This window comes from Bradyrhizobium uaiense (genome assembly GCF_010811875.1).
Lineage (GTDB): Bacteria > Pseudomonadota > Alphaproteobacteria > Rhizobiales > Xanthobacteraceae > Bradyrhizobium > Bradyrhizobium uaiense.
Map to the genome: position 1 here is coordinate 1 of NZ_VKHP01001084.1, position 238 is coordinate 238.

The 238-nt window shown below is 64.3% G+C and carries 1 pseudogene; it reads left to right on the plus strand.

Going from position 1 to position 238, the window contains the following annotated elements:
- Positions 1-238: pseudogene (locus FNJ47_RS55760) on the plus strand (GntP family permease); the annotation flags it as partial.

The window sequence follows — 238 nt, forward strand, 5'->3', positions numbered from 1 at the left end:
ATCTCCGGCGGTCCGCTCGTTTCTCTCGCCATCGCGACCAATCTACTTGCCGCTTTGACCGGCTCGGCCTCAGGCGGATTGACCATTGCGCTCGATGCCCTTGGTGACACCTACCTGCAAATTGCGCAGACTGCCCATATCGACCCGGGGCTCATGCACCGGGTTGCCGTGATCGGCTCCGGCACCCTGGATAGTCTGCCGCACAACGGCGCCGTCGTGACGCTGCTCGCGGTCTGCG